Source organism: Spirillospora albida (assembly GCF_000718255.1).
Classification (GTDB): domain Bacteria; phylum Actinomycetota; class Actinomycetes; order Streptosporangiales; family Streptosporangiaceae; genus Spirillospora; species Spirillospora albida.
In genome coordinates this window covers 1-25,492 of record NZ_JOFJ01000004.1, presented here as the reverse complement: position 1 = coordinate 25,492, position 25,492 = coordinate 1, and the positions used below count along the sequence as shown (strand labels likewise).

Sequence of the window (25,492 nt, the reverse complement as noted above, 5' to 3'; positions counted from 1 at the left end):
GGCAGGATGGCTCGCAAGTCGGCCGCCGAGGGCGGCCGTGACGCCGCCGGAGGCCGTGGTACAGCGGTCGCCGAGAGCGCGGCGGGACCGGGCCATGCGCTCGGCTCGTCCGGCGACCCCTGGGACGCGCCCGGCGGCGCGGCCCGGCGGCGCGGCGGGCGGTGGGGCGGCTCCGGCGGGCGCTGGTGGGTCTGGACCGGACGCGCCGTCCTCTGGGCCCTCATCCTGGTCATCCTCGTGAACGGGATCCGCGCGCCGTTCGAGCGCTTCACCGCGGACGACGCGCCCGCCTCCGGCGCGTCCGGAGGCGGAAAGAGCACCGGCTTCCCCTCCGGCGAGGCGAGCGCGTTCGCGCTCCAATTCGCCACCGTCTACCTCAACTACGACCAGAAGAACGCCGCCGCCCGCGAGGCGCAATTGCGGACGTTCCTCCCCGACGGCACCGATCCGCAGTTCGGCTGGAACGGCGTCGGCCAGCTCCAGGTGCAATCCCTCCAGGTCGCGGGCGTCGACGCCCGCGACGCGTCCACCGCGACCGTCACGCTGCTCGCCCGCAACCAGGACAAATGGCTTCGGCTCGCGGTGCCCGTGCACGCCGGAAAGGGCGGCTCGCTCGTCATCGCCGGACGCCCCGCACTGCTTCCCCCGCCCGCCAAGGCGGCCCTTCCCCAGAGCGGCGTGCAGGACCGCGACACCGCCCTCGAAAGCGACCTGCAGTCCGTCCTCGGCACCTTCTTCGCGGCGTACGCGCGCGGCGACCAGGACGTCCTGTCCCGCATGTCGGACGGCACCGCGGTCGGTGGCCTCGCCGGCTCGGTGAACTTCGTCCAGGTCAGGGAGGTCGTCGCGCCGCGCGGGGACGCCTCGGCCCGCACCGTCACCGCGACCGTCGTGTGGCAACTGCCAGGCACCGGCGCCGGCGGCGAGCTGGAGCAGTCCTACCGGCTCACGCTGGTCAAGAAGGCCGCCACGTGGTATGTGCGCGACATCAGCGGCGGAACCGGACCGGCCGCATCATGACGACCCCCCACGCATTCGCCGACCCAGGAAGGTAGCAACGTCGATGCTGCACCACATCATGGCGTCGATTCCGCACGAGCTCTTGGCGGCGCCCGACGACGAGCTGAAGACCGACCAGCTGGCCGACTGGCTGCGCGGAATCTTCGGCCCGCTCTTCTTGGTGATCGTCTCCATCGTGGCGATCTTCTTCCTCTTCACCCGTGAGATCACGCGCTTCGTCCAGTTCATCGTCCTCGCGATCGGGATCGGGGTGGTCTTCTACGTGCCCAACATCATCGAGACCACGGCCAAGGCGATAGCCAAGGCCCTCGGGGTCGCCGACTGACGGCCCGCCGGCGGCTTCACGAAGCACCGGACAGGGACGCTGTGCTCGCACGGTTAGGGGAGTAGGGGCGTGGATCTTCCCACCTACACGAACATCTGGCGCATCGAGAAACGGCTCTACAAGCTGTACGACCTGCGGCTGCCGATGCCGCTGCCGCTGGTCCAGATCGGTGTGTTCCTCGGTGTGTTCGTGCCGTGGATCGTGCTGATGCGCCTCGTCGGCCTCCCGTTCGAGTCGCCCTGGCACGTCCTGTACGTCGTCCCGCCCGGCGTCCTCACCTGGCTCGCGACCCGTCCGGTGATCGAGGGCAAGCGCCTCACCGAGCTGCTGCTGTCCCAGGGCCGCTTCCTGGCCGAGCCCCGCACCTGGTGCCGCCTCACCCCGATCCGCGAGCCCCGCGAGGTCGTCGTGGTCGCCCGGGTCTGGCGCCGCGCCCCCGCCCCGGAGCGCGCCCGGAAGGAGTCGCGCCGCAGGGTCCGCGAGAAGCGCGGGGCGACCGCGCCGGCCGCCGTCCCCATCCAGGCGCTCCAGGCCGAACCGGTGCACCCGGAGCCGGTGCCCATGCCCCGCCCGGCCGTCGCCGACGCGCCCCCGCCGCTCGCCGGGTACGCCGAGCAGCGCGAACCGGCACGAGCCGAGGCGCCGGTCCCCGGTTCCCCGGGCACCGGCCACGACATCCGCGTGCCGGCCGCCGCGAACGGCCTCGCCGCGCCGCCCACCGCCAAGCCCTGGCGCCGGACGGCCCGCGACATCGTCCACGAGGACGACGTCCAGGCGGGCGTCCCGCAGCCGTCCCCGGCCGAACTGGAACGCCCTCCGGCCACCCCCCGCCTCGAGGCGCCCCCAGCTCAGGGATCCGGCAAGCGCGCCCTGGCCTCGGGCGTCCGCCGCCCGGGTGCCCAGGCCGAGTTCTGGAAGGCCATCTCGCCCGAGAACCAGCCCCCGCCCCCGACGACCCGTCCCGACATTCCCGTGCAGGAACCGCCGAAGCAAACCGCGCAGGCGGCGACCGAGCCGCCCTTCAACGGAGAGCCGGGCGACAAGAAGGTCGCGGGAACGCGCAGGCCCCCCGAGCGCCCCGTGGCGCCGCCCCCGACGACGCGTCCGGACATCCCCGTCCAGGCCGCGCCGACGCGTCCGGACATCCCCATGGTCCCCGGCGCCTTCGGCGCCCACCCCGACGCCCCGCCCCTCCCCACCAGGCCCGAGGCCGACCCCACACCACAGCCCGAAACCGACCCGGCACCCAAGCCCGCGGCCGAGCCCGCCCCGGATCCCGCGCAGGAGTCCGCCCCGAAGCCCGCGGCCGAGCCCGCGCCCCAGCCGGCGGCCGAATCCGCCCCGACGCCCGCACCGCGGCCCGCCGTCGAGCACGCACCACAGCTCGCATCGCGGCCCGCGGCCGAGCCCGCCGCTCAGTCTGCGGCCGAGGGCGCCGCACAGCCTGCGGCGGAGCACGCATCGCGCGCTGCGGCCGAGCCCGCGGGGATGCGCGAGGACGAGCAGAGGGGCGAGTCCGCACCTGAGCTCCAGCCCGAGCCGCAGTCCCAGCCGGTGGCCGAGCCTCGGGCGCGGGCGGCGGGCGAGTCCGCGGCCGAGGGGGAGGGGGCGGCGGCGCCAACCCGCATCGATCCGCCCAAGCCCTGGACGAAGGGGCTGTCGAAGCCGCTCCGGGCCGCGACGACCGACAACCTGCTGTGGCCGCCCACTCCCGACCGCGTCCCGGACCCGCCGCAGGAGGCGCCGGGCGCGGCTCCGGAGGTGGAGGAGGCGCCGCCGCGCGAGGTGCGGTCGCAGCCCGCGTCGCCGGTCCGGCCCCGGCCGCTGCCGCCGCCTCCGGCCGCGCCGCCGTCCGGGCCCGCGATCACCCCGCCGGATCCCGAGCACGAGGTCACCAGCGGCGGGCTGCGGCGCCTCATCCAGGCCGTCGGCGGCGGGCACGGCGAGGTCGACGCCGAATACCAGCAGCGGCTGCAGCAGCCGTTCCACGGGACGCGGCACATCGTCGTCCTCGGATGCACGGGCGGTGCCGGGCAGACCGTCACGGCGCTGATGCTCGGACACACGTTCGCGCAGCACAACGGCGAGCCGGTCGTCGCCGTCGACGTCAACCCCGGCCCCGGCGCGCTCGCCCGGCGGACCCGCAGCGAGACGAACGAGACGCTGACCGGCCTCATCACGCGCGCCGACCAGGTCGGCAGCCTCACGGCGATGCGCCGGTACACGTCCCAGGCCAAGTCGGGGCTGGACGTCATCGCGGCCGGCAAGAACCCGCTCCAGGCGCTCGACGACCGCGACTACGCGCTCGCCATCCGGACGATCGACCGGTTCTACTCGGTGACGCTGCTGGACGCGGCGGCCGCCGTCGTCGCCCGCGTCCTGCCGTACGCGGACCAGATCGTCCTGGTCGCCCCGGCCAGCGCGGACGCCCCGCGCGCGGTCGCGATGACGTACGAGTGGCTGGACGGGCACGGCTACGAAGAACTGCGGTCCCGGGCCGTCACCGTCATCAACGGGGTGAGCCGCCGCAGCATGGAGGACGTCGAGGAGGCCGAGGCGGTGGCGCGCGGCCGCTGCCGGGCCCTCGTCCGGATCCCGTGGGACGATCACCTGAGCATGGACCGTGCGCCGCGCAACGAGCTGAAGTCGTTGCGCGCGCCGACGCGGCGTGCCTATCTTGCCCTCGCCGGCGTCGTCGCCGGCGGGTTCACCGTCGTGCCCGAGCGTTACCAGGAGCTTCAGCAGGAGCAGGAGGCCACGCGATGATCGCCCCGCGCGGGAGGACGGCATGAGCAAGTCCAGCCGGCTCGCGGTCCGGTACTTCGACGACAGGGTCCTGCTCACCGACAACGCGGCGTGGGCGTACTTCCGGCTGCCGACGGTGTCGTACGAGTTCACCACCGGCGAGGAGCGCGAGGCGCTCGCCACCAACATCACGATCGCGCTCGCGGGCATCCGCATGCAGGACGCCGAGGTGCACCTCCGGATCGCGCACCGCACGTACCCGGCGGCCGACTGGGCGCTCGCGCTGGACCGGACGTCCGACGACGGCCCAGGCTGGCGGGCCTACCTGGAGGAGTCCTACGCGCACGTGTGGGCCAAGGACTTCTGGACGAAGGAGGTCTACCTCGGCGTCAGGCTCGGGCCGCGCGGCATGGGCGGCACCCTGTCGGGCGGCGTCCTGGCTCAGCTCCTCGGGTTCTACAAGCGGAGCGAGAACGTCCTCGGCGTGACCGACGACGCCATCGACAAGAAGGAGATCGCGCGCTGGACCGACCAGGCGGAGCGGATAGGCCGGGCGCTCGGCGGCTCCGCCCTCTACGCCCGGCACGCCACCTCGACCGAGGTGGCGTGGCTGTTCCAGCACGCGGTCACCGGTTCGCTCGCCGATCCGCCGCCGTCGGCGGTGTCGCGCCGGACGTGGGGCAAGGGCGAGATCGAGTCGCTGGTGGAGGGCGCCATCCACAACGGCCGCTCGTACCTGAAGGTCGAGCAGCCCGACGTCACCGGCGCAGGCAAGGCCGCCACGGCCGCGTCGTACGTGGCGTACCTGTCGTTCGCGCGGTTCCCCGACCTGATGCCGTTCCCGGACGGCGAGCCGTGGCTGCACTACGCCGACGCGCTCCCGTTCCCGGTGGAGATCAGCGCGCGGATGAAGCTGATCCCGCCCGCGAAGGCGTCCAAGGACGTGTCGCGCAAGCTCGCGCACGCCCGCGACATGGACCAGCACATCCGGGAGGCGGGCGCGGAGGCGCCGATCGCCCTCGCGGAGCAGATCGACGCGGCGCGGATGCTGGAGCACGGCATCACCAAGGAGCGGCTGCCGTTCGTGTACGGATGGCACCGGCTGATCGTGTCGGCGCCGACGGCGGAGCTGCTCGCCCAGCGGGTCGACGCGGTCATCGAGCACTACCGCGACATCGGCATCGACGTCGTGAACTCCACCGGGGACCAGTTCTCCCTGTTCCTGGAGTCGCTGCCCGGCGACCGGATCCGGCTCAACGCGTACGCGCAGCGGCAGCCGCTGCGGACGATCGCGGGCGGGATGCCGGTCGCGACCGTCGACCTCGGCGACCGCCCGGACGAGAACGGCGAGGGCTGGGTCGGCCCGTACATCGGTGAGACGCTCGGCCGCGCGCGGGCGATCGTGCACTACGACCCGCTCGTCGCGGCGGCCCGCAACCGGCCGACCGCGGTCGCGATCACCGGTGAGCCGGGCGGCGGCAAGACGACCCTCGCGCTGCTGCTGATCTACCAGATGGCGCTGCGGGGCGTCACGGTCGCCGCGATCGACCCGAAGGGCGACGCCGAGTCGCTGGTGGAGCTGCTGAAGGCGCGCGGCCGCAAGGCGCGGACCCTGCCGCTCGGGTCCGCCGCGCCGGGCCTGCTCGACCCGTTCTCGTTCGGCGACGACCTGGCCGCGAAGAAGACGATGGCGACCGAGACGCTGCGGCTGCTGCTGCCGCGGATGTCGGAGGAGCGCGAGTCCGCGATGATCCAGGCGGTCGGCGCGGTCGCGAACGGCGAGCGCCCGTCCCTCGGCAAGGTCGTCGACCATCTGGAGGGCGCGGAGGACCCCGCGTCCAAGAACCTCGGCGCGGTGCTGCGGTCGATGTCGGAGATGCGGCTCGCGCGGCTGTGCTTCGACCCGTCCGGCGGGGAGCGCATCGACACCGCCGGCTGGACGACGGTGTTCACGCTCGGCGGCCTCACCCTTCCGGACGTCGCGATCAACCGGGAGGACTACTCCTACGAGCAGCGCCTCTCGGTCGCGCTGATGTACCTGGTGTCGCAGTTCGCGCGGAGGCTGATGCACGGCCTGGACCGGCGGCTCCCGAAGGCCATCTTCCTGGACGAGGCGTGGGCCATCACATCGACACCCGAGGGCGCCAAGCTGGTGCCGGAAGTGTCGCGTATGGGGCGTTCTCGCAACACTGCGTTGATTCTGGTCTCGCAGAACGCCGGAGACCTCTTGAATGAACAGGTGACCAACTGCCTGTCCTCGGTGTTCTCGTTCCGTTCGACCGAGCGCGTCGAGGTGGGCGACGTGATGTCGCTGCTGGGGGTGGAGGCGTCCGAGGAGCACAAGGCCGTCCTGCGCAACCTCGGCAACGGCGAGTGCGTCTTCCGCGACCTCGACGGCCGCGCCGGGCGCATCGGCGTCGACCTGATCTCCGAGGAGCTGCGGCGCTGGCTCGACACCAACCCGACCCGCTCGCACCCGGGCCGGCAGGAGCTCACCGCCGCGGGGGCCGACGTTCAGGAGGTCAGCCGATGAGGTCGTCCCGGCACCGGACGGCACGCCTGCAGCGGTCGCCCGGCGAAGGTCTCGACCTGCGCCGCCCCCGCGCCCGCCGCCACCACCCCCGCACCCGCCGCTCGGCCGTCCTGCTGACGCTGATGGCGCTGTTCCTGCTGAGCCCGATCTCGCCGGCATCCGCGTCGATTCCGTTCCCGAGCGTGGGCGACACCTGCCGTCCGGCCGACAATCCCCCGCCGGAGCAGTACGGGTCCGGGACGGACGGGCTCATCAAGCCGCCCGACTACCCCGACGAGAAGCTGCAGAAGACGCCCGTCGAGCAGCTGACGTACTACGACCGGTACGGGACGGCCGGGCAGACCTGGTACGCGGTCGACATGGGCTGCTCGGACGCGATGGCGATGATGGGCAACGCCCTCGCCAACACGACGTTCACGCTCGTCCGGGCGATCGACCGGACGACGATCAGCGTGTACCAGGCGGCGGCGTCGGAGTCGCTGCTGTCCTGGCTGAAGGACACCGTCGACGGCGTCATCAGCGGCATGGGCGAGACCTTCAACGCGCGCTACTGGTCGTGGGTCGTCATCCTCGGCGCGATGTGGCTGGCCTGGTGGGGCCTGGTCCGGCGGCGGGCGAGCAAGGTCACCGAGGGCGTGATCTGGATGGTCGCGGCGATGGTGGCGCTGATCTGGCTGGTCGCGCGGCCCGCCGACTTCACCACGCTCGGCACGAAGGTGTCGGAGGCGACGAGCGCGGCGTTCAACGCGGCGCTGCCGCAGAGCGACACCAAGGGCGGGACGTGCGTGCCGCCGCCCGAGGGCCGGCCCGATCCGTCGGCGTCGCAGAACCTGGACGCGACGACGCGCAACTCGAACCGGCTCTGGGTGGCGCTGGTCTGCAAGCCGTGGCTGCAGGGTGAGTTCGGGACGACCGACCCCAACGCGAAGATCGTCAAGGACAACGCCGACAAGCTGCTGTGGTCGCAGGCGGTCGACCTGCCGGAGACGTACGGGACGAACAAGGCCGATCTCGGCAAGAAGGCCGACGCCTACAAGGACGTCACCAAGAACATCAAGGAAGAGCATCCAGGGGCGTATCCGCTCTTCCAGGGCAAGAACTGGACCAACCGGCTGGCGGTCTCGTTCGGCGCGCTGTTCGCCGCCCTCGTCGCCGGTCTGCTGATCATGGTGATCGCGATCGCGCTGATCGTCGTGAAGATCGCCTTCCTCCTGCTGCTGGTCGCCGGGCCGATCTTCCTCGGCATCGGGATCCATCCCGGCGTGGGGCGCGTCATCGCGGTCCGCTGGCTGGAGCTGCTGCTCTCCATGCTGCTGAAGCAGGCGGCGCTGATCGGCGTCCTGGCGCTGCTGCTGTGGGCGTACGGGCTGATCCTCGGCGAGACGCTCCCGTGGGGCCTGCAGATCCTGCTGATCGCGCTGGTGACGTTCGCGGCGTTCATCTACCGCAAGCCCTTCCAGCATCTGTTCTCGGCCGTCGGCTACTCGGCGGTCGGGGCGCGTGAGAAGGGCGAGGCGCAGCTCGACAAGTCGATCGTGGAGGCGCGCAAGAGCACGACGGCGGTCGCGGGCGCGGTGGTGCCCGGCGCGGCCGGCTACCGGCTGGGCCGCCGGGGCAACCGCGAGCTGCCCGAGGGCGGCGCCGCGGCCGCGGGCGACGCGGCGGCGGCCGGCACGGGGGTCGCGGTCGACCGGCGCACGGCCGGGACGGCACCGGGCGCGGGCGAGGCCCCGTCGCCGGACGCGGCGCCCGTCCTCGCCGCCAAGCCGCGCACGGCCGGTGCGGCGGCCGGACAGGGACGGTCCCGCCGGGGCGCGCCACCGCTGAACCTGCCTTCCCGGGGCGGTCCGCCCGGGGACCCGGGCACGGTGGCGGCGCGTCCGGACAGCGCCTCGGGCGCGAGCGCGGGCACCGGCGGGAGCGCCGCCGGAGCGGCCGCGGGAGCCGGAGCCGGTGCCGTGACGGGCGGTGGCGCGAAGCCGACGACCGGTACGGGGGCGGGCAAGGGCGTCGCCCGGCCCACCTCGTGGGGCGGCGGAAGCGGGTCGGGCAACGGCGGCGGCAGCGGTTCGAGCGGGCGCGGCGGCTGGTTCCCCGGCGGCGGACGCTCCTCGGGTGCGGGTGCGGGTGCGGGTGCGGCCGGCGGTGCCGGCTCCGGTGCGGGCAAGGGCGCCGGTTCCGGTGCCCGCGCGCGCGGCCGGGGAGGTTCCGGCGGCGCCCCGGCGCCCAAGCCGCCCCCCTCGGCCCCGTCCAACGGCGGGGGCGACTCCGCGTCGAACGTGCCCAAGCCGCGTGCCGGCGCCGGTGACGGCGGCGCCGCGGGGCCGGGCGGCCGGACGGCGCCGCCGCCGCTGTGGGGCCGGCGGACGCCGGAGCAGGAACCGCCGATCCCGTTCTGGCTGCGGCCCGTGGACCGTCCGAACGGTGAGCCGGAACGGGACGAGGGATGAACCTGACCGACCGCCGCCGCAAGGTCCTGTTCGGAGGGATCGTGGTGGCGCTCACCGGCGTGGGGATCTACCTGACGGTCGCGTCGCCCCAGGCGGGGCCGGACGGTGCGAAGGAGCGCCCGAAGGTCGCGGCGTCGGCGAGGCCGGTGGGTCCGGCGTCGCCGCCGCCGGGCATCCAGAGCACCGTGAACCCGGACGCGTTCGACATCTACCGGCTGCTGCCGTTCTCCCAGCGGGAGATCGCGACGGCGGCGGACGAGGCGCAGCGCTTCATCGCCGCGTACGGGACGTACCGCTACGACGAGGACCCGAAGGTCTTCACCGGGCGGCTGTCCGGGTTCGTCACCGACGAGCTGCTGGCCGAGCTCGAGCGCGGCGCGTCCACCCCCGGGATCCTGGACGAGCGGCGCCGCGACCAGGTCGTCGCGCAGGGCTCGGCGACCCTCGACCGGGTCCGCGACATCGAGGACAACTCGATCATCTTCCTGGTGACCGGCAAGCAGCGGGTCAGCAAGGGCGGTGTCGATAGCACCGACAGCCGCCAGTACGCGGTGACGGTCGCACGGGACGGCAACTCCCTGCGGGTCTACGCGTTCCAGCCCGCCGACCAGGGCCAGGAGGGTGATACCGGTTGACTTTCTCCCCGCCCTGAAGGGCGAGGATTCCCGTGGTCACCCTCGGGTTTCCTGTTTCGCAGCCGATCGCCCCGTTCGGGAGGAGTCCCGTTGAGGTCTTACACCGGCTCCGCAGGCCGTCACCGCCAGCCCGGCGGCCAGAATGTTGCGCGCCGCGTTCTCATCCCGGTCATGGGCCGCCTCGCAGGGGCAGGTCCAGGACCGCACGTTCAGCGGCATCTTCTCAGCGATGGCACCGCACGCCGAGCAGGTTTTGGACGAGGGGTGCCAGCGGTCGATCACCACCAGTTCCCGGCCGTACCAGTCGGCCTTGTACTCCAGCATGCTGCGCAGCTCACGCCAGCCCGCGTCGCTGATGGCGCGGGCCAGCGAGTGGTTCTTCACCATGTTGCGGACGGCCAAGTCCTCGATCACGAGCGTTTGGTTCTCACGCACGAGTCTCGTGGACAGTTTGTGGAGGGTGTCACGTCTGCGGTCGGCGATCCGGGCATGGATCCGCGCCACCCTGACCCGGGCCTTGGCCCGGTTCGCCGACCCCTTGTCTTTGCGCGCCAGCTCCCGCTGAGCGCGAGCGAGGCGGTCGCGGTCGGAGCGCTCATGCCGGGGATTGGCGACCTTCTCCCCGCTCGACAGCGTCACCAGATGATGCAGGCCGGCGTCGATACCGACCACGTTCCCGGACGCCGGGAGGGGCGTGATGGTGTCCTGGCAGAGCAGGGACACCCACCAGCGGCCCGCTGCATCGCGCGACACCGTCACCGTCGACGGCGCCGGCCCCTCCGGCAGCGGCCGCGACCACACGATGTCCAGAGGCTCGGCCATCTTGGCCAGGATGAGCTGACCGTCGTTCCAGCGGAACGCCGACGGGGTGAACTCGGCCGACGCCCGCGACTTGCGCTTGGACTTGAACCGCGGGTACCCGGCGCGCTTGTCGAAGAACGCGGTGAACGCGCCCTGCAGATGCCGCAGCGCCTGCTGCAGCGGCACACAGGACACCTCGTTGAGGTAGGCCAGGTCTTCGGTCTTCTTCCACCCCGTCAGCATCGCCGAGGTGGCGTTGTAGTTCACCCGTTCCCGGCGCTGGTGCCAGGCTGTGGTGCGGGCTTCCAGGGCCAGGTTGTAGACCTTGCGCACACACCCGAACGTCCGGTTCAGCAGATGCGCCTGCTCCGCAGTCGGGTAGAAGCGGAACTTGAACGCCCGGTGCACACGTCTGGTCACGATCCGCAAGCTAGCACACCTGTTCGAGCCGAGTCCCGCGTATTACGAGCTTCCCCACCGGCCCGCCTCGGGGGGCGGACCGACCATTCCTGACCTGCTCGGCAGGAACCCGTTTCCTCCCCTGCCCGAAGGCAGGGCTATCTACGGAAGGAATCTGATGACCTCCCGGCGGCTGCTGTTCGCCGGCGCGTTCGGCGCCGCGGCGCTGCTGTTCGTCGCGCTGATCTTCGTGCCGGTGCTGTTCGGCGCGAGTCAGTTCATGTTCGGTGGCGGCGGCGCGGGTTCCGGCAACTGCGTGGACACCTCGCGGGCGGGCGCGCAGCCCGCCGCCGCGGCGGACGCGGGCGCGATCCCGGCGAACTACCTGGAGCTCTACCAGAAGGCGGGGAGGGCGTACGGCATCCCGTGGAACGTCATCGCGGGCATCGGGAAGGTCGAGACCGGGCACGGCACGTCCCGGCTGCCCGGCGTCAGCAGCGGGGAGAACTACGCGGGCGCGGGCGGCCCCATGCAGTTCCTCGCCGCCACGTTCAAAGCGTTCGCGGTGGACGGCGACAAGGACGGCAAGAAGGACCGCTACGACCCCGACGACGCGATCCCGTCCGCGGCCGCGTACCTGAAGCACAACGGCGCCCCGCAGCGGATGCGGACCGCGCTGTTCATGTACAACCACTCCTGGGACTACGTGAACCTCGTCCTGGACTGGGCGAAGCGCTACGTCGGCGGCGACTTCACGGTCGTGCAGTCCAACGGCGTCGAGTGCAAGGACAACGAGCTCCCCGCGAACGCGGGCGACGTGGTGCGGCGCGTCCTGGCGTTCGCCCTGGCGCAGCGCGGCAAGCGGTACGTGTTCGGCGCGAACGGCCCGGACGCGTGGGACTGCTCCTCCCTCCTGCAGGCCGCCTACCGGACGGTCGGCATCTCGATCCCGCGCACGACGTTCCAGCAGTACCCGTTCGGCGTGAAGATCGACAAGGGTGACGAGCAGCCGGGCGACCTGGTGTTCTTCAACTCCGGGCCCGGGACGTCCTCGAACAACCCCGGGCATGTCGGGATGGTCATCGGGGACGGGAAGATGATCGTGGCGAGCTGCTCGACGTGCGTCCCGAACATCGGCGTGAAGCCCTACAAGCGGTCCGACTGGGTCGGGACGACGCGTCCGCTCGCCCGCCCCGAGTTCAAGAACCGGCTTGCGGAGGCGGCCGCCCGGCAGCCGGGCGGCTGAGCCGGGGCGCGTGGGATGCTGGCGGCGTGCGGGCCGAAGTGACCATCCGATTCGCCGACGATCTGCTCATGTTCCTGCCGGCGGCGCGGCGCGAGCCGGTCCGGCGCGTGCCCTATGACGGGACGTCGTCGCTCGGGCACATCGTGGAGTCGCTGGGGGTGCCGCTGACCGAGGCGGGCCCGATGACGCTGCGCGGCGCGCGCGTGGAGCCGTCCCTGCGGCTGAGCGACGGCGACGAGGTGGAGGTGGCGGCGGTGCCGCGCCCGCAGGCCGTCCCGCTGGAGCCGGGCCGGGAGGTGCCCCGGTTCCTGCTGGACGTCCACTTCGGCACCCTGGCGCGGCGGATGCGGCTGCTCGGCCTCGACACCGCCTACGACAACGACATGGACGACCCGGCGCTCGTCGTCCAGGCGAACGCGGAGCGGCGGGTGCTGCTCACCCAGGACAGGGGGCTCCTGCGCCGCCGCGCGCTGTGGTGCGGGGCGTTCGTGCGCGGTTCGCTGCCGGACGACCAGCTCCGCGACATGCTCGACCGGTTCGCGCCCCGGCTCCGGCCGTGGACGCGCTGCACCGCGTGCAACGGCGTCCTGGTGGCCACCGACAAGGCGAGCGTCGCGGACGTCCTCGAACCGGGCACCCGGCGCGGCTACGACGTGTACGGGCGGTGCGCCGACTGCGGCAGGGTGTACTGGCCGGGCGCGCACAGCGCCCGGCTGGAGGAGATCGTCAGGGGCGCGGTGCGGCAGGTCGCGGCGGCGCGCCGTGGCACGGAAGGGGACTGATGGCGGACGTGCTCGTGGTGGTGGGGGCGGCGATCATCGCGGACGGGCGGCTGCTGAGCGCCCAGCGTGCGGAGCCGCCCCACATGGCGGGCCGGTGGGAGCTGCCGGGCGGCAAGGTCGACCCCGGGGAGACCGACGAGGCGGCGCTCGTCCGGGAGTGCCGTGAGGAGCTCGGCGTCACGGTCCGTCTCGGCCGCCGCGTCGGCGGTGACTGGCGGCTCGGCGCGAGCGCGCTGCTGCGGGTGTGGACGGCGGAGATCGTCGCGGGCGAGCCGCGGGCGCTGGAGCATCTCGCGCTCCGCTGGCTCGGTCCCGGCGAGCTGTACGACGTCGACTGGCTGCCCGGCGACCTTCCCGTGGTGGACGTCCTCGCGGGCGAGGGCCTCGGCGTGGATCCGGCCTGAGAGTCGGGGCGGGTCAGGAGATGCGGTTGGCGCCCGCGTAGTCCGACCGGTCGGCCAATCGTGAGATCTTCACCACATCGCCGGTCTGGGGCGCGTGCACGTAGGCGCCCTGCCCGAGGTAGATCCCCATGTGGTGGAGGTCGCCGCCGAAGTAGACGAGGTCCCCGGCGCGCAGCTCGCCCTTCCCGACCTTGCGGCCGAGCCCGTACAGGGCGCCGGTGTAGTGCGGCAGGCCGGGCTTGCCGAGCTGCGCGTAGGCCCAGACGACCAGGCCGGAGCAGTCGAAGGTCCGCGGCCCGGCGGCGGCCCACACGTACGGGGCGCCGAGCTTGGTGAGCGCCTCGCGGGCCATCCTCGCGGGCAGGTCGGAGCCCCGGACGGTGACCGACAGGCCGCTGCGCGGGTCCTTGACGTGGGTCGTCGTCAGCTTGTCGAGCCGCTTCACGACCTCCAGGACCTTGGCCTTGGCGGCCTTGCGGGCCTGTTCGGCCTGCGCGGCGGCCCGCTGGACCTGGGCCGTCCGCGCCTGGGCGTCCTTGCGGGCCTGCTCGGCCGCGTCGATCTGCTTCTGCAGCGCCGCGACGGTGGCGGCGCGGTTCCGCACGAGGTACTCGGTGTCCGACAGGCCGCCGGTGCCGCCGCCCGCGCCGAAGACGAGATCGGGGGAGCCGCTCATGTAGCTGGCCGCGGCGAGCTGCCCGAGCCGCTCGCGGGCCGGTGCGGCCTGTGTTTGCAGGGCGGCCGCGGTCCGGGCCGCGGCCTGCTCCGCCTTGCGGGCGGCGGCCAGGTCGACACGGGTCTTGTTGTACTTCTCGGTGAGGATCTCGGCCTCGGTGTTGAGCGCGTCCAGGCTCTTGCGCAACCCCTGCTCCGTGGTGGGCAGGGGGGACGGCGCGGGGGTCGGCTCGGCCGCGGCCGGCGCGGCGGCGAGACCGATGACGAGCAGGGCGGCCGCGGTGCCCGCGGGGACGCGCCGATGCCGGGGAAACCGCAGGGAATCCGAAGCCAAACCGCTGTTCTCCTCTTCTCACCGGGGTCCCGCGCACAGTACAAACATCCGGCAAAGAAGACGAATCGGGTGCCCGTGGGAGCCGTGGATACGGGCGTCTCGGACGGGGCGGCGCGTCCGGGACGTAGAATGGAAGGGCCGCGCGAATCTGCGGCGACTCCCGAACTCTCACGCAAGGCGAGCCACGCATGCCTACATCCACCCGCGACGACCTCCGTAACGTCGCGATCGTCGCCCACGTCGACCACGGTAAGACGACGCTGGTCGACGCCATGCTCTGGCAGTCCGGCGCCTTTCGCGAGAACCAGGACGTCGACGACCGCGTCATGGACTCCAACGACCTCGAGCGCGAGAAGGGCATCACCATTCTCGCGAAGAACACCGCCGTCAAGCACGGCGGCATGACCATCAACATCATCGACACCCCCGGCCACGCCGACTTCGGCGGCGAGGTCGAGCGCGGCCTGTCGATGGTGGACGGCGTCGTGCTGCTCGTCGACGCGAGCGAGGGGCCGCTGCCGCAGACGCGCTTCGTCCTCCGCAAGGCGCTCGCCGCGCGGCTGCCGGTGATCCTCGTCGTGAACAAGACCGACCGTCCCGACGCCCGCATCGACGAGGTCGTGGACGAGACGTACGAGCTGTTCATGGACCTCGACGCCGACGAGGAGCAGATCGACTTCCCGATCGTGTACGCCTCCGGGCGGGCCGGGCGCGCGTCCCTCACCAAGCCGGGCGACGGCGAGCTGCCGGCCAGCGAGGACCTCGAGCCCCTGTTCAAGGTCATCACCGAGACGATCCCGGCGCCGGCCTTCGACCCGGACGCCCCGCTGCAGGCGCACGTCACGAACCTGGACGCCTCCAGCTACCTCGGCCGCATCGCGCTGTGCCGCGTCCACGCCGGGACGATCAAGAAGGGCCAGCAGGTCGCCTGGTGCCGGCATGACGGCAGCATCGAGCGGGTGAAGATCACCGAGCTGCTGATGACCGAGGCGCTCGCCCGCAAGCCCGCCGACGAGGCCGGGCCCGGCGACATCATCGCGATCGCCGGCATCCCCGAGATCATGATCGGCGACACCATCGCCGACCCGGAGGACCCGCGCCCGCTGCCGCTGATCACGGTGGACGAGCCCGCGATCTCCATGACCATCGGGACCAACACCAGCCCGATGGCCGGCCGCGAGAAGGGCACCAAGGTCACCGCCCGCATGGTGAAGGACCGCATCGACCGCGAGCTCGTCGGCAACGTGTCGATCAAGGTGCTGCCGACCGAGCGCCCGGACGCCTGGGAGGTCCAGGGCCGCGGCGAGCTGGCGCTCGCCATCCTGGTCGAGAACATGCGCCGCGAGGGCTACGAGCTGACCGTCGGCAAGCCCCAGGTGGTCGCCAAGGAGATCGACGGCAAGAAGCACGAGCCGGTCGAGCGGCTCACCGTCGACATCCCCGAGGAGCACCTCGGCGCCGTCACGCAGCTCATGGCGGTCCGCAAGGGCCGCATGGAGCACATGACGAACCACGGCACCGGCTGGATCCGGATGGAGTTCCTCGTCCCCGCGCGCGGCCTCATCGGCTTCCGCACCGAGTTCCTGACCGAGACCCGCGGCACCGGCATGGCGCACCACGTCTTCGAGTCGTACGAGCCGTGGTTCGGCGAGCTGCGCACCCGCCCGTCCGGCTCGCTGGTCGCCGACCGCTCCGGCGCCGCCACCGCGTACGCGATCACGAACCTCCAGGAGCGCGGGACCTTCTTCGTCGGCCCGACCACCGAGGTGTACGAGGGCATGATCGTCGGGGAGAACTCCCGTTCCGACGACATGGACGTCAACATCACCAAGGAGAAGAAGCTCACGAACATGCGGTCCTCGACCGGCGACGAGCTGGAGCGGCTCACCCCGCCCCGCAACCTGTCGCTGGAGGAGGCCCTCGAGTTCTGCCGCGAGGAGGAGTGCGTCGAGGTCACCCCGACCGCCGTCCGCATCCGCAAGGTCGTCCTGGACGCCAAGGAGCGCGAGCGCACCCGCGCCCGCACCAAGCGCGCCGACTGACCCGGCTCCGGGCAACGGAAAGGGCCTCGCGGTCATCCGCGAGGCCCTTTCTCCGTTCGCTGCTCCCCGGCGGCCGCTACTTCAGCTGGACGGTGCCGGTCACGTCGGCGGCCAGCCGGAGCTGGTCGCCGTCCCGCAGCGGCGCCTCGACGCCGCGCGGGAGCCGCTCGCCGTTGACGAACGTCCCGTTGGTGGAGCCCTCGTCCCGCACCCACGCCGTGCCGGACGGGTCGAGCCACACCGTCGAGTGGCGCCGAGACACGTTGTCGTACTGCGTGAACGTGGAGGCCACCGGCGACTGGCCCGCGTCCCGGCCGAGCACCAGGTGCTGGCCCGCGGTGACCTTCAGCTCGCCCGTCGGGAACTGGACGCGCAGCGTCGGCGCCGCGGCGGGGCCCTTGCCCGGCAGCGGGCGCAGGCACGCGTCGCACTGCACGGCGCTCGGGTTGCTCAGCACCGTCTCGCAGTAGGGGCACATGAACGCCGTGCTGTCGGGCGCGGGACGCCCGGCCTGGTGCTCCGGCGGCAGCAGCGTCGCCTCGCGGCCGTGCGGCGGCGGAATCGGGGGCCGCTGGTCCTGCGGCTGCGGTGGGAACGGGTCGGCGGGCGCGGTCCTGCTGCTGGCCGGCGCCGTACTGCTGCTGCGCGCCGCCGCCCCACTGGTCCTGCTGGGGCTGCTGCTGGGCCGGGGGCGCGTTCCACGGGTCTTGCTGGGGCTGCTGCTGTTGCGGGGCCTGCTGCTGGCCGCCCCACTGGTCCTGCTGCTGGCCGGCGCCGTACTGCTGCTGCGCGCCGCCGCCCCACTGGTCCTGCTGGGGCTGCTGCTGGGCCGGGGGCGCGTTCCACGCGTCCTGCTGCGGCGCCTGCTGCTGGGGTGCCTGCTGCTGCGGCGCCTGCTGCTGGGGCGGCGCGCCCCACGGGTCGGGCTGCGGCTGCTGCTGGGGCGGCTGCTGCTGTTGCGGGGCCTGCTGCTGGTAGGGGTCGGGCGCCTGCTGGTACGGGTCGCCCCACTGCTGCTGGCCCGGCTGCCCGTACTGCTGGGGCGCTCCTTGCTGCCCACCGTGCTGCCCACCGGGTTGCGGGGCGCCGCCGTACTGGGGCTGCTCACCGTACTGGGGCGCGTCACCGTACTGGGGGGCGTCGCCGTATCCCGGCGCGCCGCCGGGGCCCCGTGGGGGCTGGGCGTCGTACCCGCCCGGCCCGCCCTGCGGGCGCGCGCCGCCCGCACGGGCCAGATTGGCCCCGCAGTTCAGGCAGAGCAGATCGCCCGGCTGGACGGCTTCGTCGCAGACAGGACAGTTCAAGGTCGCCATGACACATCCCCCGAGCGCACCCCGGCGCGTTCAAGCCTCGACGTGAGGTGCTCCATGTCACCCCTCCGCGGGATCCCTATGTAGTACACCCGCCTTCCCTCCGGCCCCTCGTCCACGGCCACCTGCACTCGGGGCCCTGCTCCTTCCGCCATCTCGCCGGCGTCCTCCGGCGCCCCGTACCGCTCCCGCCCGAGCGGGGACAGCGGCACGATGCGCTGGTTGGCCGATCCTCTCCAGAGTAGGGATCCACCCTCCGGGTGTCGCCCCTCCGGATTGAGCCGGTCCACGTACGGCCCCGCGATGACGGCGTCGCACAGGTCCAGGATCCGGCGCGTCGTGCCGGAGCCCGAGAGCCGGGAGTAGACATATCCGCTGTAGACCAATATGTCCATCGCAATCGTCTCATGGCGGCGGTCGTCCCGCCACGCGCGGATCCCGGCGAGCAGCGCCTCCAGCGCCGCGGGCTGCTGGAACGGCTCGCCGCCGGAGACGGTCACCCCGTCCACCGGTCCGGGCAGGGACGCGAGCCAGCCGAGCACGGCGTCCACCGGCACGGCCTTGCCCGGATCGGCGTCCCAGGTGTCCCGCGAGAGGCACCCCCGGCAGTGCAGCGTGCACCCCTGCGTCCAGATGCCGGCGCGGGTCCCGGGACCGAGCGCCGTCACCGGATAGTGCGCCTTCGCGAGCAGCAGCGGCGGCGGGCTCACCGGAGGTCCAGATGGACGATGCCGCCCTCGCGGCGGATGCCCGACACGGTGATCCGCTCGTCCGGGACGAGCTCGCGGTCGAACAGCGCGCGGGCCAGCGGGTTCACGAAGAGCGACTCCAGCCGCATGCCGATGCCGCGGCCGCCCTTGTCGAGCTCGGCCGTGCACCAGTCGCGCAGCGTCTGCAGCGCGTCCCCCTTCACCGTGAGGACGAGCCGGTGCTCGTCGGTGACCCGCCGGCAGATGTTCGCGAACTGCAGATCGAAGATCTTGTGCGCGGCCTCGGCGGAGATGAAGTCGAACACGACGACGTTGTCGCCGAACCGGTTGAGCAGCTCGGGCCGGTTCAGCACCTCGGTGAAGTGCTCCGCTACGGCCGCCTTGATCCGCTGCTCGATCTCGTCGTAGGCCATCTCCGGTGTGATGTTCTGCACACGGTGCGCCGACCCGTACCCGGTGCCGGCGTCGCGGGCCGTCAGGTCGCTGCCCGGCACGTACATCCCGAGGTTCGACGTGAAGACCAGGATGGCCTCGGAGAAGTGGACGGTGTTCCCCCGCCCGTCGGTGAGCCGCCCGTCCTCGAGGATCTGCAGGAACTTGTCCAGGATGCGCGGATGCGCCTTCTCGATCTCGTCGAACAGGATGACGCGGAACGGGTCCTCCCGGACGGCGTTCGTCAGCTCCCCGCCAGCCTCGTGCCCGACATAACCCGGCGGCGACCCGATCAGCCGGTCGCCGGACCCCTCGCCGGAGAACTCGCTCATGTCGAACCGCAGGTACGCGGACTCGTCCCCGAACACCAGCTCAGTGATCGACTTCGCCAGCTCGGTCTTGCCGGTGCCGGTCGGCCCGGCGAAGAACAGCACGCCGCGCGGCCGGCTGCCCGACCGCGTCGCCTGCGCCCCCGACAGCCCGAGGACCGCCCGCTTCAGGATGTCGAGCGTCTTCGTGACGGCCTGCGGCTGCCCGATCACCCGCTCCGGGACGCGCTTCTCGCCCTCCAGCACGCGGCGCCGCAGATGGCCGCGGCTCCACGGGTTGTCGAGCACGCCAAGCTTGTAGGTGCGGACGGCGTCCGGCAGGTCGGCGAGATCGACGTTGCGCTCCTTCGCCAGCCGCGTCACCTCGATCATCGACTGAAGGGTGAGGCCGTCCGCCTGCTCGGCGAACGCGTCGCAGGCCGCCGCCGCGACCTCGTCGGCGCCGACGTCGGCGACCCCGAACGCGCGGGCCAGCAGCCGCGCGGTCTCCTGCCGATCGCCGAGATGCGGCCGGGGGATCGTGATCTCGCGGATGTTCTCGTTGTCGGCGGTCAGCCACGGCGGCAGGTCGCCCGGCCGCTCCACCAGCCAGATCACCGGGTTGTAGAGCGGCTTCGGCCGCGCCCCCGTCACCCGGACGGGCCGCGCCGAGCGCGACAGCTTCGCGCAGAACCGGAAGAAGTCGCGCTCCGCCGGCTCCAGGTCGGTCGGGGTCCGAGCGATCCGGGACGCCGAGTCGATCACGAACGCGGCCCGGACGTTCTCCTCCGGCCGCGCCACCGCCGCCAGGAACCGCGTCAGCCCCTCCAGCGACGGCTTGTCGTCGCCCTTGCGCTTGCCGAGCAGCCGCTCCGCCGCCCGCGCCGCCTCGTCGCCGCCGTCCTCCCCGGCGCCCGGCACGATCTGCAACCCGTCCACCGGGTCGTACACGGCCAGGAACGAGGCTCCGCTCGACCGGAGCGTCTCGCACAGCAGCGCGCGCAGCGGCAGCAGCCGGGCCGGTCCGGCGCCCTCCGGCGGCGGCGCGAGGAAGCTGTCGTGCAGGTTCCCCGACAGGACGTACTGGGAGTGCACCGACAGCGTCGCGTCCAGTTCGCGGATGAACGGCGGCCAGCCCTGCAGCCGTCCGCCCAGCGTCGGCGATTCGATGCTCACTGGTCACGCTCCCGGCTGCGCTCGCGGTGCCCGGTACGGGTCCTGGTCTGCCGCGCCGCCTCCGACACCGGCAGTTCACGTATCCCCGGGTCGAGCCGCCACGACACCGCGGCGCGGACGCCGGCGTCCTCGAGCCGCTCCCGCGCCGCCTCGAACGCCGCGCACCACTCCTCTTCCCGCTCGACGTCGAGCCGCCGGTCGTCCTCGCTCTCCGCCGGACGCTCCCGCGTCAGCGACGCGCGGACCTGCGCGTCCTCGACTCGCATCCGCACGCTGTGGTCGGGCCAGTTCCCGCGGCTCAGGACGAGCGCCCCGCCCGCCGCCGTCACCGTCTCGAACCCGGCCCGCACCTCGTAGCCGAGATCCTCGAACGCCGACGTGATCGAGTCGAGGACGTACCGCCGCTCGACCTCCGCTTGCGCGGCGGCGTCCGCCTCGGCCCGCCTCCGCCGCTGCGCCTCCCGCCGCTCCTCGACCCTTCGGTTGGCGTCCCCGATCCGGAGCCGCACCTCCTGGAGCACGCCCTCCGCCTCGTCGGACGTGCCGGCGTCGGCGAGCAGCCGGACCGCGTCCGCGACCGCCTGCCGCTCGTCGTCCGCCGCGTCCGGCAGCAGGCGCGCCAGGATCCGCTCGAGGTCCTTGTGCGCGTCGCCGGGCGGCCGGATCCGGCCGGTGTCCCTGTGCAGCCCTTCCGCCGGGACGGCGAAGACCTGCTCGGTCACCTGCGCGGCCAGGTGCTCCGACAGCGCGCGCTCCGCCGCGTCCAGCGCGGAGTCGGCGGAGCCGCACCATGCCGCGAGCTCCGCGGGCGACTCCTCGTCCGGCCGCAGCGGTTCCGGCAGCGCCACGTCCGCGCCCAGCTTCGCGCGGGTCTCGGCGAGCGCCGCGATGCGCGCGTTGCGGCCGGCGACCTCGCGGAGCGCCCGCTCGTGCGTCTCGACCTCGGCGAGCGCCGCCGCCCGCGCCTCCGCCCGGCCCTCCGCGAGCGCGGCCAGCGCCTCCGCGCCGCGCCCCGCGAGACCCGCGCCGCGCCCCAGCACCCGGTTCATGCCGAGGGTGAGGACCACGGCCGCGTCCAGCGCGATGTCGGCCTCGACGCCGCTGCTCATACCGCTCCTTCCGGTCGGACCAAGCGGGCCTGCCGCCAGCGGTGCAGCCGCACGCCCGCCGCGACGGCGTGCGCGGCGGCCGCCGCGACCAGCAGCAGCACCCACAGCAGGCTCAGGACGGGTGTCACCGCGCCCAGCAAGAGCAACAGGAGCAACAGCGGCACAGTCCCGGCGAGGAGTACGACGCCGCAACCCCGCCTTCCGGTTCGCCGCGCCGCCCCGGACATCGTCTGCGACGCCTTCGACAGCCCGCGCCCGCTCGCGCCGGCCAGCCGCGACAACCACGACCACGGCCCGAATCGGAGGTACTCGCCGCCCTGCGCGCGCGCGACCACGACCTCGGCGCCGCACTGCACACCCCACGCGAGAACAGAGAACAGAGCCAGGGCCGCGAAGGGAATCCCGCCGCCGCCCTGGAAACCCCCGACCGACGACGTGCCGCCCGAGTCGTCCCCGCCGAGCAGGCCGCCCACGACCCAGCTCCCGCCGAGCCACAGGACGAGCAGCGGCAGCGACCACAGCACCGCCCGCGCGACGGCCGCACCGCGCCCGGCGAGCCGCTCGCTCTCCCGCTGCGCCCACCGCGCGCGTTCGGCCGCCGACCGCTCCTCGGCGGCCCGCCGGTCCCTGGCCCGTCCCTCGACCTCAAGGACGGCCTCGGGCGCCGCGCGCACCACCGACAGCAGCCGCAGCGGATCGTCGCCCGCCCCGTCCGAAAGCCACGTGAACCACGGCACCGGCTCCGCGACGGCCGCCCGCGCCCGCGCCGCGCCCTCGACCAGCGCCCGCTGCGCCTCCGCCGGACGCGCCGCGAGGGCCAGCAGCGTGAGCAGAACGACCGGCGGATCGTCGCCCGCCGCCCCGGCCTCGGGCAGCCGCGCCGCCGGCACCCCAGGCTGCCCGCGCAGCCACCGCACGAGGTCGTCCCACGCCGCCACGTGCGCCCGCCACCGCCCGTCGATGCGGCCGAGCTCGCCGGCGCCCTCGAACCCGGCCAGGACGTGCAGCAGGTCCTGCTCCCACAAGGCCCGTCCGAGCAGGCACGCGGTGCGATGGTCGGGATGCCGCCGATCCTCCGCCAGCGCCGCGAGGGCGGGCAGGTCATCCGGTGCGACCCTGCGTCCGAGGAAATGCGGCGGCATCGCCGGATCGAGCCACCGCACCAGATGCAGCAGCTTCACGTCCGGCGGCAGATCCGTCGCCAGGTAGCCGTCGATGAGGCCGATGCGGCTGTCGTCCGGCACCTCGGCGAGCCATTCCCGCAGGCTGCGCCACGCCTCGCCGGACTCGCCCCGCCCGAAGAAGTAAGGCGCCGCGTGCTCCCACTCCTCGACGAGCACCCGCGCGAGCTCACCGCGGTCGGCGTACCGGCGCCCCCGGAACGGCAGCCCGGTCCCCGGCGGCACCGCCGCGGGCGCCTCCTCCGGAACCGGCGGGGCGCCGCCCCGCAGCCACTCGGCGACCTCCGCGCCGCCCCACCGCCGCCGCGGATCGCGGATCAGCAACCCCCGGCACAGCAGCCGCAGCCGCGGATCCGCGACATCGTCCGCGCTCACCGGCCGCGTCGCCAGATGATCGACCACCACGGTCTCGCTGAGCCCGAGGAACGGCGGCCGCCCCGTCGCCAGCTCCCGGACGATCATCCCGAGCGACCACCAGTCCCGCGCCGGCGACACCTGCCCCGACAGCGACTCGGGGGCCGCGTACGCCAGCGTCCGCGACGACGACGCGAACACCACGCTCTGGTCGAGCACCCGGCTCAACCCGAAGTCGGCGATCGCCACCCGAACCGACTCCCCGTCCAGAACGAGGACGTTCTCCGGCTTCAGGTCACGGTGGACGATGCCCGCCCTGTGCAGCGCCGTCAGCCCGTCCGCGAGCTGCGCGGCGATCTCGGCGACCGCGCCGGCCGCCAGCGGCGCGTCCATCAGCGACCGCAGATTGCCGCCCGGCGCGTACTCGGTGATCTCGTAGTCGCGCCCGTCCGCGTGCCCGGTCTCCAGGATCCGCAGCACATGCGGCGACCGCAGCTCCGGCAGCTTCCCCCAGACCTCCCGGTCGGCGTCGTACCCCCGCCTGAAGATCTTCGCGACGAGATCGGCGCCCTCTCCGTCCTGCACCAGCAGCAGATCCGACTCGGCGCCCTGCACCGGCAGCTCCGCCACCACGCTGTACCGCTCGGCTAGCGCCGCCGGCAACCGCATCAGCGGCCCCTCCGGCACCGCCCCGTCCCGCCGCGTCTCGCCCGGCCGCGGCGACGGCACGGCCGCGTCCCGCCGCGTCACCCCGGGGTCGCGCCGGGTGTCCCGCGGCGGCGTCCCATCGAAGTCACCCACCGGCCCGCCCGTCTAGATCTTGTCCTTGATGACCCGCAGGTGCTCGACCCCCTTGAAGCGGACGACCACCGCCTCCATGAAGATGCGGATGAGCAGCAGCTGGAAGAACCACAGCACCGGCGAGGCGCCGATGATGATCAGTCCGAGGAGCCAGCCGTTCCGCAGTTGCGCGACCCAGAGGCCGATCGCCACAACCCCCAGCGACGTCATGCTGACCAGCATCATCGAGAGGATGTAAACGATTTTGATGAGCTTCGGCGTCACCAGATAGTTGAAGTTGGCGTCGAAGAGCGCTCCCACCAGCCCCTTCTCCGAGCGCTGGGGAGGTACCCATTCCTGCCCCGGGGGGCCGGCGGGCCTCTGGGTGGGGATGGGACCGGTGCCGGGACCGGGTCCCGGGAGCGGCGGTGGCCCGTACGGTCCGCCGGGCGCCGGAGGGCGCGGAGGGTGACCGGGCTCGGAGGGGTTCGTCATCGCCGTCGTCTCCAGTGTGGGTCCGCCTACAGGACGACTCTAGAGCCTGCACCCGCCGCCACGCCCGAACCGGACACCCCCGCGTCACCCGCCGACGACGTTGCCCAGCACCCGGATGCGTCAGGTCACCGTGCAGACGAGCGTTACGTACCCGGACGCGTGTAGAAGGTGATCGTCGGCCCGTACTCGCCGTCCTCCTCGCCGGAGACCTCCACGACCACCTCCCGGGCCGGGAAACGCCGCGTGAGGACGCCCTGCCAGCACTCTCCGATCGCCATGGCGAACTGCATCAGCTCCGCATCCGAGTATGCGTCGATGTCACAGTTCCCGAAGAGACTGTAGACGTGAAGTTCGTTGACGACCGCTTCGGTTCGGCTGACCTCGCCTGCTGTGTCCGCAAGCCACTGGTCCACATTCTCGGGATCGAAGCGCGCGACTCTGAAAACGCCCCCTCGGTATTCGGTGACCTCGGGGCAGAACAGCCAAGCGGCGGAAATGAGGAACGGGATGGCCGCTTGCTGGTTAAGGAAATTCAGAGGTGAAAAAAATTCACCGCCGGGAACGAAATCCTGACGCCAGTCAAGAAAGAACTCCGGCAGTGAGCGGGTTGTCAGCGTCGGCTTGGTCGTGGTCATGGAATCTCATCGGGACGGGCCTGGCGGACGGTTCTCTGTTCTTCCGGGAATATCTGGCCGGTCTTAGGGTTCACATTGTGTTCATAGTACACAACATGCGGTGTCGGCACCCCGCCGTGGGGACGGCCTATGATATCGACGCGCTTGATGGGGTTCCCATTCGCGTCGTACACGGTGTAGTTCGTGACCTGTCCCGTCTGCGGGTCCTTCTTGTAGAGCGTTCCGTTGGGCGGTCCGTTCCGCTGCGGCAGCCTGCGTCCGTTGAACTGCTGGCCGTTCTTGATGAGGTCGCTCGCGGGCGGCAGATGGGAGTCGTCCGGGACCCTGCTCGTCGGCTTCGGTGTGGGAGTGGGGGTGGGACCGCCGACGTCACAGGCGTCACCGGGGCCTGGCGTCGGGGTGTTGTGGACGAGGAGGTGGCGTCCGCCCACGGTCACGTAGAAGGTGTGCAGGTCGGCGACGGTGAGGTTGTGGACGCGACGCTCCGCCGTGTAGCGGTGCGAGCCGACGATCATCGCCCGGCCGCCGTCCGGCGTGGCGAGGTCGTCCCCGAAGACGAGCCGCCCGGCGCCGATCCACTCCCCCGCGCCCGGAGCCCAGAACGGGTGGTT

Annotated in this window: 21 protein-coding genes; 11 read left to right on the top strand and 10 right to left on the bottom strand. The window is 72.8% G+C overall.

Annotated features, from left to right (window positions below; translation table 11 throughout):
* Window positions 1–6: 6 nt before the first annotated feature.
* The 6 genes from IE99_RS0106625 to IE99_RS0106600 all read left to right on the top strand — a co-directional run bounded on the left by IE99_RS0106625 (window position 7) and on the right by IE99_RS0106600 (window position 9,708).
* The gene (locus tag IE99_RS0106625; protein WP_037558844.1) at window positions 7–1,020 is read left to right on the top strand and encodes a conjugal transfer protein; all 1,014 of its coding nucleotides are present in this window, start codon (window positions 7–9) and stop codon (window positions 1,018–1,020) included.
* Between the two features lie 43 nt (window positions 1,021–1,063).
* A complete protein-coding gene (locus IE99_RS0106620) occupies window positions 1,064–1,345 on the top strand; it encodes a hypothetical protein (protein WP_030165210.1) in 282 nt (93 codons plus the stop codon).
* Between the two features lie 69 nt (window positions 1,346–1,414).
* Window positions 1,415–4,111 (top strand): TcpE family conjugal transfer membrane protein, encoded by a 2,697-nt coding sequence (locus tag IE99_RS0106615; RefSeq protein WP_030165208.1) that lies wholly within the window; start codon window positions 1,415–1,417, stop codon window positions 4,109–4,111.
* 22 nt (window positions 4,112–4,133) lie between these two features.
* The gene (locus tag IE99_RS0106610) at window positions 4,134–6,623 is read left to right on the top strand and encodes an ATP-binding protein (protein ID WP_030165207.1); all 2,490 of its coding nucleotides are present in this window, start codon (window positions 4,134–4,136) and stop codon (window positions 6,621–6,623) included.
* On the top strand, window positions 6,620–9,073 hold the full coding sequence (locus tag IE99_RS0106605) for a type IV secretion system protein (protein WP_051712128.1): 2,454 nt from the start codon (window positions 6,620–6,622) through the stop codon (window positions 9,071–9,073). The genes IE99_RS0106610 and IE99_RS0106605 overlap by 4 nt, the downstream gene beginning before the upstream one ends.
* A complete protein-coding gene (locus IE99_RS0106600; RefSeq protein WP_030165202.1) occupies window positions 9,070–9,708 on the top strand; it encodes a hypothetical protein in 639 nt (212 codons plus the stop codon). Before IE99_RS0106605 ends, IE99_RS0106600 begins: the two co-directional genes overlap by 4 nt.
* A gap of 36 nt (window positions 9,709–9,744) precedes the next feature.
* Here IE99_RS0106600 and IE99_RS0106595 read toward each other — a convergent pair whose 3' ends face one another.
* Window positions 9,745–10,932 carry an RNA-guided endonuclease InsQ/TnpB family protein gene (locus IE99_RS0106595; RefSeq protein ID WP_425423802.1) on the bottom strand — a complete coding sequence of 396 codons (1,188 nt, stop codon included), beginning with the start codon at window positions 10,930–10,932 and terminating at the stop codon, window positions 9,745–9,747.
* Window positions 10,933–11,086: 154 nt separating this feature from the next.
* On the opposite strand from IE99_RS0106595, the gene IE99_RS0106590 reads away from it, so the two are divergent.
* Genes IE99_RS0106590 through IE99_RS0106580 form a run of 3 tightly spaced genes read left to right on the top strand, consistent with a single transcriptional unit; the run spans window position 11,087 to window position 13,340 of the window.
* A complete protein-coding gene (locus tag IE99_RS0106590; RefSeq protein WP_030165196.1) occupies window positions 11,087–12,154 on the top strand; it encodes a C40 family peptidase in 1,068 nt (355 codons plus the stop codon).
* Window positions 12,155–12,180: 26 nt separating this feature from the next.
* Window positions 12,181–12,936, top strand: a complete 756-nt coding sequence (locus IE99_RS0106585; protein ID WP_037558842.1) for a Mut7-C RNAse domain-containing protein — start codon at window positions 12,181–12,183, stop codon at window positions 12,934–12,936.
* Window positions 12,936–13,340: a (deoxy)nucleoside triphosphate pyrophosphohydrolase gene (locus tag IE99_RS0106580; RefSeq protein ID WP_030165192.1), complete on the top strand. Its 405-nt coding sequence runs from the start codon at window positions 12,936–12,938 to the stop codon at window positions 13,338–13,340. Before IE99_RS0106585 ends, IE99_RS0106580 begins: the two co-directional genes overlap by 1 nt.
* A 13-nt stretch (window positions 13,341–13,353) precedes the next feature.
* Here the strand turns inward: IE99_RS0106580 and IE99_RS0106575 are convergent, their stop codons facing one another.
* Window positions 13,354–14,349, bottom strand: a complete 996-nt coding sequence (locus IE99_RS0106575; protein ID WP_030165189.1) for a C40 family peptidase — start codon at window positions 14,347–14,349, stop codon at window positions 13,354–13,356.
* Window positions 14,350–14,537: 188 nt separating this feature from the next.
* On the opposite strand from IE99_RS0106575, the gene typA reads away from it, so the two are divergent.
* The gene (typA, locus tag IE99_RS0106570) at window positions 14,538–16,391 is read left to right on the top strand and encodes a translational GTPase TypA (RefSeq protein WP_030165186.1); all 1,854 of its coding nucleotides are present in this window, start codon (window positions 14,538–14,540) and stop codon (window positions 16,389–16,391) included.
* 76 nt (window positions 16,392–16,467) lie between these two features.
* On the opposite strand, the gene IE99_RS0106565 is transcribed toward typA, so the two are convergent.
* On the bottom strand, window positions 16,468–16,869 hold the full coding sequence (locus IE99_RS0106565; RefSeq protein ID WP_051712126.1) for an FHA domain-containing protein: 402 nt from the start codon (window positions 16,867–16,869) through the stop codon (window positions 16,468–16,470).
* Between IE99_RS0106565 and IE99_RS0106560 the strand changes: the two genes are divergently transcribed.
* A complete protein-coding gene (locus IE99_RS0106560) occupies window positions 16,868–17,788 on the top strand; it encodes a hypothetical protein (protein WP_157610094.1) in 921 nt (306 codons plus the stop codon). The genes IE99_RS0106565 and IE99_RS0106560 overlap by 2 nt on opposite strands.
* Here the strand turns inward: IE99_RS0106560 and IE99_RS0106555 are convergent.
* The 7 genes from IE99_RS0106555 to IE99_RS0106525 form a co-directional block, all read right to left on the bottom strand.
* Window positions 17,692–18,411, bottom strand: coding sequence for a 4Fe-4S single cluster domain-containing protein (locus IE99_RS0106555; RefSeq protein WP_030165169.1), 720 nt, complete (start codon window positions 18,409–18,411; stop codon window positions 17,692–17,694). The two genes, IE99_RS0106560 and IE99_RS0106555, sit on opposite strands and share 97 nt — an antisense overlap.
* Window positions 18,408–20,327 carry an AAA family ATPase gene (locus IE99_RS0106550; protein ID WP_030165166.1) on the bottom strand — a complete coding sequence of 640 codons (1,920 nt, stop codon included), beginning with the start codon at window positions 20,325–20,327 and terminating at the stop codon, window positions 18,408–18,410. The genes IE99_RS0106555 and IE99_RS0106550 overlap by 4 nt, the downstream gene beginning before the upstream one ends.
* Window positions 20,324–21,436 (bottom strand): hypothetical protein, encoded by a 1,113-nt coding sequence (locus IE99_RS0106545; protein WP_030165164.1) that lies wholly within the window; start codon window positions 21,434–21,436, stop codon window positions 20,324–20,326. The genes IE99_RS0106550 and IE99_RS0106545 overlap by 4 nt, the downstream gene beginning before the upstream one ends.
* Window positions 21,433–23,772, bottom strand: a complete 2,340-nt coding sequence (locus IE99_RS0106540) for a serine/threonine-protein kinase (RefSeq protein WP_030165161.1) — start codon at window positions 23,770–23,772, stop codon at window positions 21,433–21,435. The genes IE99_RS0106545 and IE99_RS0106540 overlap by 4 nt, the downstream gene beginning before the upstream one ends.
* Window positions 23,773–23,784: 12 nt before the next feature.
* Window positions 23,785–24,072: a DUF4282 domain-containing protein gene (locus IE99_RS0106535; RefSeq protein WP_245623088.1), complete on the bottom strand. Its 288-nt coding sequence runs from the start codon at window positions 24,070–24,072 to the stop codon at window positions 23,785–23,787.
* Window positions 24,073–24,389: 317 nt separating this feature from the next.
* Window positions 24,390–24,881, bottom strand: a complete 492-nt coding sequence (locus IE99_RS0106530) for a hypothetical protein (protein ID WP_030165155.1) — start codon at window positions 24,879–24,881, stop codon at window positions 24,390–24,392.
* A partial coding sequence (locus IE99_RS0106525; protein ID WP_030165152.1) for a polymorphic toxin type 24 domain-containing protein occupies window positions 24,878–25,492 on the bottom strand: 615 nt, incomplete at its 5' end. The genes IE99_RS0106530 and IE99_RS0106525, both read right to left, overlap by 4 nt.